Here is a 7,005-nt window from a genome sequence, read left to right as displayed (position 1 = left end):
GAGGATAAGGAGGTCTTCCGTTGCCACGCTTAGGGTAATAGGGCTCGATTACGGCCTCTAAGCGTTTCCATGGAATCAGAACCTCCATTCTTTCAAGAAAAATTTCCCTACGAGTTCTGCGTCGCTTCTGGCTGAATTCACTGTCGGAAAAAGAGAGTTGTTGGTCCATGACTACCTCTGATCAAGCTGCTGAGATTATTATCTCATGATCAGGGACTTATTCGCAGGTTCCCTAGAAATATACTCACACTCACCAATGATAAACTGGCATTCATCACGGTTAGAAGCTTTATATTCCCCCGCTCTACTCAAATAATATTCCTTACCAAAAACATAGAGGTATTTATTTAACTGATCAATTGTTTCATCCTTATTGACAGTTGAGAAATAAAAATCATCACCATTTATTTTTGTTAGTCTCCTGAAATACATTGCTGGAGACTCAACATCATATGGGACCATAGCAAATTGATACCCAAGTTCTAAGGTTGGATTAATGTCTTCTCTATTTTGGGGGGTCAAAACATTGTTCTTATTTTCAGATAGTACTTTTTTAGCAACCTCTGTTATAAGCACATCATCTGGGGCTTTTGGTCTATCGCTGTATTTTTCACAATCTGATAGCTTTGGTCCATTCGCGATCATTATTCCTGCAAGCTTAGCATTCGTTTTAAAGCTACTATTAAGTGTTGACTCTTTCAGACTCATAGGAACAATGTTTGCTAGAGTATTACTAACACAAACACAATAGCTTTCATTTACACTCTCACTATCCATACAGGCAGTTTTATTAGCTGCTAAGAATAATTTATTAATTTCAGAAGGAGACTTAGCTGGCTTACTAGAGCTTTCTGATACTTTCTTTGAAGCATTACTCACACAACCAGACAGAAAAAGCACCATTAAAAGCACTATTGTTTTTTTCATTATACGACCTTAACAAATTAAATTTTTCTATTATTAACCAGACATTAATTTAGTAATAAGAGTTTCAGATACAATAATGATCAAGCTTGAAATACTGTAGATCATAGGACGAGAGATTTGCCCCCTGCATCTTTTCAAAGCCTGCGAGCAGAGCAAAATAATAAAAGGACCAAACAGTGATATCGCCTTGACAGTAACGTGGCCAGGCTCTTCCTGAGTTTGAATATCTACACTCATGAAAAGACTTATCAGAAACATAATACCTGCGGTGAGATACACAGCCCGTTTATGCTCAGCAAGATTATTTAACATATCTTATTCATTATTATTTTATTCTTATCAGAAGTTAGAGAGCCTCTCAGAGACTCCCTAACTGTTTACTGCAGACTGTTAAATTTCAGCCTATTTCCCACCAATACTCAAACGAGCAAAACGAATCACAGGAGAATAGAAGTTGCGGGACTGGGAAGTCTCCAGTACCGATCCCATAGCGTCGATCTCATTCAGCATCTTATAGAAGTTGCCTGCTACGGTGATACCACGAACGGGTTGAACGCGTTTACCGTCTCTGCACAGGAAACCGGAAGCACCAAATGAAAAGTCGCCACTGATGGCATCCGCTCCGGAATGCACACCCGCCAGATCGACCAGTTCCAGGTACTCACCACCGGTCACTTCGGCACTGCTTGAACTGCCCACAGCAATAACCTTATGACGTGGCGATACGTCCAGGCTACTTTTGGCTCCACGGGAAGCACTGGCTGTGCTTTCAGCATCCAGAGCTTTTGCAGTGTGACTATTATGTAGCAGAGTCTTCAATTCACCCTTTTCGATCAATTGATTGTCTTTTGCAGCAAAGCCTTCACTGTCAAAGGCGCAGATATTCATACCACCTTCGACGTAGGCTTTATCGGTCATGCTAAACAAAGGGCTGGCCACTGACTGACCCAGTTTTTCTCTCCAGGGGTTTACCCCTTTCATGGCACTGACACCGGAGAAGCAAAGGCCAAAAGCACCGAACAGACTGCTCAAGGCGTCTACTTCAAAGATAACACTGTAATTGCCGGTGGCGACTGGCTCGCCTTCCAGCAAATCAAAAGCAAGATCATAGCCGTGGTCGATGCAGAACTTTGAATCCAGTTCACTAAAACTTCTTCCACAGGAAGAGGCGCCATCCATTGATTGTTTGCCGTCTTTCTCCAGCAAGGTATAGGCATAACAGCTGAAAGACCGCTCTTTGTGCTCGCAGAATGTCCCCTGGGTATTGGCGATCAGTAGCTGGCTTTCTGATTCGCCATAGCCGTTATAGGGAGAACTGGGCTCGTAAGGTTTACTGGTCACACCTTGCTCAAGGCTCAGAGCCAAAGCAATTTTGTCATCAACAGACACAGTATCCGGCTGATTAATTTCTTCCAGATCGGACTTGATATTGCTGTTCAGACAGCTGATCTGTTGATGCTCATCCACCTTGGCAAAACGGGCACTGTCCAGGGCATTGTTGAGCATCTGATCCAGGCTTTCAGGCTCCAGAGATTCCGAGTAACTGGTAGCCACTCGCTGATCCTGAACCACACGAACACCAATGACCTGTCCGGAAGTCACTTTATACTCGTCCAGCTCACCTTTATTGGCTTTCAGGGAGAAGCTGTTGCTGCTGCTGGCAATGACGTCGGCTTGGGCACCTTTGCTCTGCACGGCGCTCAAGACGTGCTCAATGGCTTGCTGCAATTTGGACTGTTCGCTCATCAGTTACCACCTCCCACTGTGATCTTGTCTACCTTGAGAGCAGGCTGACCCACGGTTGTAGGGACAGCGCCGCTAACCGAGCCACACATGCCCGCAGCAAAATCCAGATCGGCACCAATCATGCTGATCTCTTTCAACACTTTGGGCCCTGTACTGATCAGAGTGGCGGTTTTCAGTGGCTTGCTGATCTTACCGTTCTCAATCAGATAGGCTTCCTGAACGGCAAAGTTGAACTCACCCGTTCCCGGCTGAACCGATCCGCCTCCCATCTTCTTGGCATAAACTCCACGTTCAATGGTGGATATCATGTCTTCAAGCGAACTGTCACCGGCTTCAATAAAGGTATTTCTCATACGGGAGGCTGGCGCGTATTTATAACTTTCACGACGACCAGAACCTGTTCTTTCAAAACCTGTCTTCAATGCGCCCATTTTGTCGGCCATGAAGTTGGTCAGAACACCGTCTTTGATCAACTGGGTTTTGCGGGTAGCCATACCTTCATCGTCGATATTGATGGAACCCCATTTATTACCCAGAGTACCGTCGTCCACTGCGCTAACAACCGGGTTGGCAATCATCTCACCCATCTGATCGTGGAAAACAGAAGCCTGTTTGGCGACGGATGTCGTTTCCAGCAAATGGCCACAGGCCTCATGGAAAATAACACCGCCAAAACCATTACCAATCACCACCGGCATTTCACCGGAAGGACAGGCGTCGGCATTCAGTTTGATCAAAGCCTGCTTGGCAATCTGTTCGCCCAGCACTTTGGCATCCAACTGTTCATTTAACTCCCAGCCAGTCAGAGCTCCGGGGGCTTCAAAACCGGTAGACTGTTCATTACCTTCCTGAGCGACAGCATTGCCTGCAAAACGGGTGTAATGGCGGGTATCGCCAATGTGCAGACCTTCAGAGTTAAAGATCTCTATACGCTGCTCGCGCTGCAGGGCACTGCCCATAAACTGGACAATTTTCTCGCTTTGTTTTCTGGCGGCTTCGTCAGCCTGACGCAGGAAAGCAATTTTGGAGTCGAGGTTGGTGCTCTGGCTCAGAGCCTGAATGCAAGGGTGGTGATCCTGGAATTTATTGAGATTAAGGGCACCGGCACTGGCGATCTGGTCACGCTGATCTTTAGCGGCCAACAGTGCAGTGACTCGCTTCAATTCCTGCTCGTCAGCGCTATTGGTGTAGCCATAGAGGATTTTATGGCCGAAGAACAGGCGAATACCGATACCAAAATCGATACCCGAGTTAATCTTGTCAACTTCGCCTGACACCAGCTGTACGCTGCTGGTCTGGTGATGTTCTACAAACAGTTCAGCAAAATCCGCCCCCATAAACAGGGCGTGATCAATCACTGCTTTGGCAGTAACAGGGTTCAGCATTATTGCTCCTTGTCTGGTCTTTAGTACCCATTTTATAGGATGTTATTTTCAGGGTTTGAATTGATACCAGCCCATGCTTTTGGCACAGACTTCAGTACCCATCTGAAGATCATTGACCCGTATCGGGTCACTTGATATCTGCGACAGAGCGGCAACATTGTTACCATAATCGATATGCCCGTCACTTGTCATGCGTATCCGGAGAGAGCCATCAGGTCTGCCAGATGAAAATCTGGCTGGAATCGTGATGGCTGAAGGAATCAGGAGGGATAGTCGATTCTTGTTAAATTCGGCCCCTGGACTCAATGTTGACCAGTTCATTCCCTTTGAACTCCAGGCGATAATAACTGCTGGAGATTTTATACACCCACTCTTCAAGGCTCAGTACCTTGATGCGTTTACCTCGTCTTTCTTCATCAATATAGCCCGTTGACTCCCGGTATTCCGGCTGACCGCATTTGGAAGAGACCTCATACTTCAAGTCTCCCTTCTGAACCAGGTGGGTGCCACAGCGCATGGCATAGGAAGTACCTGGCAATGCCACTGCTAATGAGAGGACAAGTGAGGGAACGATTTTATTCACTGGTCCTCTCAACATGAAATGGAGTGTTGTTAAATTCCTGTTTCTACCAACGGTGTCCTGAATCAGGTAAAAAGGATGAGCCCTTCATAAACACCTGAAGATTTCCCTATCTATAGAGCATGAGCATATCACTACTGAGTCAGACCTCACAGGACTCTCAATCGATTACCAAAGAATCGCCTCTTCACTCACACAGATTTGTAAACTGGCTGACGATCAGCAAGCATCGTTTAGTCTTATGAAAAGTTTTTCAGAGTTGTCATTCACCCTGTAGAGACTTCCTGTAGAAGAACTTGTTGTCTTCATCTCTATCATCGGACTTCACAAAACCCAACCCAGTCCAGAACTCAGCATTCTTGTCATTGGTAGGGGTCAGCTCAATGTTCAAAGCACCTTCATCTTTGATATGCGCTTCTGACTTTTCATAAAACTGTCTACCATAACCTTGAGTTCGATACTCTGGCTTTATGTAATACTCCATCAGATAGCACATGTTATCTTCATCAAAATTAGTCATGTACATGATAAAGCCCAGGATAACCTCCCCTTCTTCGAAAAAGTGTATTCTTATGGGGTTCTTTTCTCTTTGGAGAAGAAACGTTATATCGCCTCTGTGTGCATCCGAATAAAAATATTCAAGATCAAATTCATCGCCCTGGGAGGCGTTGGCTGCCAGCTCATTGATATAAACGTCAAACAGCGTCCAAAACTGATCCAGCTCAGCCAGCTTATTGACAGCGTTCAGATTAAGAGAATTTTTCATTTTATTATTTCCTGATGAATAAAAAGCTCTGTATTTAGCCAAAAAGCCTATCAATGCTTCAGTGCCACCAGACTGTTAAATGGAACTTTTCGGTTGAGGCTATTGTCTAAGTCAATACGATCTTTCAGGATGAAGACATCAAGCTATGAACCAGGAAGGACTCTCATATCTCGCTATTCGACAAACCCAGGCTACAGGTCTTAATCAGTTGACCCAGATAGCCCTGGAGTCCCCTAAGGGCCCTATTGAGCCTGAAAACCAGGAGCAAAGGTCCTATATGCTGGCTGCGGTCGGCCAATCCATGAAAGAAAAAATGGTGCGAGGCATCAGAACCCGAGAGATCTCAGTCAAAGACCCCTCCCCAGAGATTACCCGGAAATGGGAACAAGCTTTTCTGGATACCTACAACGAGTGGATTGATACTCTGATTGATGAACACCGGCACAAAAGAGCTTCATGCATAGGCCTCTCGTCCATGGCAGCCTACTTCCCTACCGAACTGCTAATGAACAGTTATTACGTGATTGTGGATGATATCCCCAGACCCCAAACAAAAGCACTGGCTGGCTTTGGACAACTGTTTGCTCACCCCGATCTGGACGGCATCAGTTACAAAGACACTTTTTTCATCAGAAGGAAAGCATTGCATAACCTGAGCAATCATTTTCATGAGCTGGTGCATATCTGTCAATGGAAAGCATTGGGCGATATGGGTTTTCTCAAAAGATACATAGGAGAAGTTCAGGCTTGCGGCTACCGCAACGCACCTATGGAAAAAATGGCGTATGACCTCCAGGCACGCTACTGCAAAGGGGAAGCTATTCCCAATGTGCAGGAAGTGGTGGTAAAGGCACTGGCAGAATCCGAAACAGCCAGCCCATAAAAACCACTTCATTTTCTTTTCTTCTAGATGGCCGCCGCTACACCACCCAAAATGCTGAGAAAAGACATTTCTTTAAATTCATTGCCATAGCTCTGGTGATGAATATGAAATGCTTCAGCAACATCCTCAGCTTCAACAACTTCGCCAATTGTAAGAAACCCCTGATTCAGAAGCTGACTCTGTTCTTCCAGGTAGGTTCTGGAATATTGATCAAGATAGGTTGTCACCTCTCCATTGGTGAAGAATTGCACTTTTTTCATTGTTTTCTCCTTTGCAAAAGACTCTTTATTCAGGAAGCCCTTGAAATACAGAAATAATATGAGTGCATATTACTCAACTGAGTCATTCCTATCTGTAGATGTTCTACCAGAAGTTGTTAAAGCACTGTTAATGTCGTATAGATTCGGCAAATAGCACTGACAATATAAAAACATTCAATGAAGATGAAGTGGCCTAAGAGACCAAGAGGACAGGGCAATTGCATCAATTCAGAACGACTGAGCAAAGCAGCTTTTTCAGGTGCTTATGGTCCCACCCTGCTAGCTTCCGGTGACTCTTGATACTGCGACTTCCCTTATTGGCTTTGATAGCGTTCAGCGCAAGCCGTCTCAGAATGGAGAAATTTTCAGCCCCATTTCCTGTGCTTATCTGACATGCGTCCTCTGAAAATGCAACGTCCAAAATCCAGTGCAGATTATTCTCCACCGCCCAATGATTG

The 7,005-nt window shown here is 45.2% G+C and carries 9 protein-coding genes and 1 pseudogene; 1 reads left to right on the top strand and 9 read right to left on the bottom strand.

Going from position 1 to position 7,005, the window contains the following annotated elements; genetic code table 11:
- The 7 genes from WG89_RS32200 to WG89_RS17240 all read right to left on the bottom strand — a co-directional run.
- A partial coding sequence (locus WG89_RS32200; RefSeq protein WP_062260605.1) for a transposase occupies nucleotides 1–169 on the bottom strand: 169 nt, incomplete at its 3' end.
- Between the two features lie 29 nt (nucleotides 170–198).
- Nucleotides 199–927 (bottom strand): hypothetical protein, encoded by a 729-nt coding sequence (locus tag WG89_RS17270; RefSeq protein ID WP_062268381.1) that lies wholly within the window; start codon nucleotides 925–927, stop codon nucleotides 199–201.
- Nucleotides 928–1,329: 402 nt separating this feature from the next.
- On the bottom strand, nucleotides 1,330–2,673 hold the full coding sequence (locus WG89_RS17260) for a TldD/PmbA family protein (RefSeq protein WP_062268379.1): 1,344 nt from the start codon (nucleotides 2,671–2,673) through the stop codon (nucleotides 1,330–1,332).
- A complete protein-coding gene (locus tag WG89_RS17255) occupies nucleotides 2,673–4,058 on the bottom strand; it encodes a TldD/PmbA family protein (protein WP_062268378.1) in 1,386 nt (461 codons plus the stop codon). The genes WG89_RS17260 and WG89_RS17255 overlap by 1 nt, the downstream gene beginning before the upstream one ends.
- A 48-nt stretch (nucleotides 4,059–4,106) precedes the next feature.
- Nucleotides 4,107–4,250 (bottom strand): hypothetical protein, encoded by a 144-nt coding sequence (locus WG89_RS30405; RefSeq protein ID WP_153301651.1) that lies wholly within the window; start codon nucleotides 4,248–4,250, stop codon nucleotides 4,107–4,109.
- Nucleotides 4,251–4,341: 91 nt separating this feature from the next.
- Nucleotides 4,342–4,641, bottom strand: coding sequence for a DUF2845 domain-containing protein (locus WG89_RS17245; RefSeq protein WP_172806842.1), 300 nt, complete (start codon nucleotides 4,639–4,641; stop codon nucleotides 4,342–4,344).
- Between the two features lie 259 nt (nucleotides 4,642–4,900).
- Nucleotides 4,901–5,404, bottom strand: coding sequence for a GNAT family N-acetyltransferase (locus tag WG89_RS17240; protein ID WP_062268375.1), 504 nt, complete (start codon nucleotides 5,402–5,404; stop codon nucleotides 4,901–4,903).
- A gap of 145 nt (nucleotides 5,405–5,549) precedes the next feature.
- Here WG89_RS17240 and WG89_RS17235 point away from each other — a divergent pair, with 145 nt between their 5' ends.
- Entirely contained in the window at nucleotides 5,550–6,287 is a 738-nt protein-coding gene (locus WG89_RS17235; protein ID WP_062268374.1) for a hypothetical protein, read from the top strand.
- Between the two features lie 23 nt (nucleotides 6,288–6,310).
- Here the strand turns inward: WG89_RS17235 and WG89_RS17230 are convergent, their stop codons facing one another.
- Together WG89_RS17230 and WG89_RS32955 are read right to left on the bottom strand one after the other, a co-directional pair.
- Nucleotides 6,311–6,547 carry a hypothetical protein gene (locus WG89_RS17230; protein WP_062268373.1) on the bottom strand — a complete coding sequence of 79 codons (237 nt, stop codon included), beginning with the start codon at nucleotides 6,545–6,547 and terminating at the stop codon, nucleotides 6,311–6,313.
- A 223-nt stretch (nucleotides 6,548–6,770) separates the two neighbouring features.
- Nucleotides 6,771–7,005: pseudogene (locus WG89_RS32955) on the bottom strand (hypothetical protein); the annotation flags it as partial.

The organism is Endozoicomonas arenosclerae (assembly GCF_001562015.1).
Classification (GTDB): domain Bacteria; phylum Pseudomonadota; class Gammaproteobacteria; order Pseudomonadales; family Endozoicomonadaceae; genus Endozoicomonas_A; species Endozoicomonas_A arenosclerae.
The sequence above is the reverse complement of the archived record's forward strand: the minus strand, read 5'-3'. Positions and strand labels throughout refer to the sequence as shown.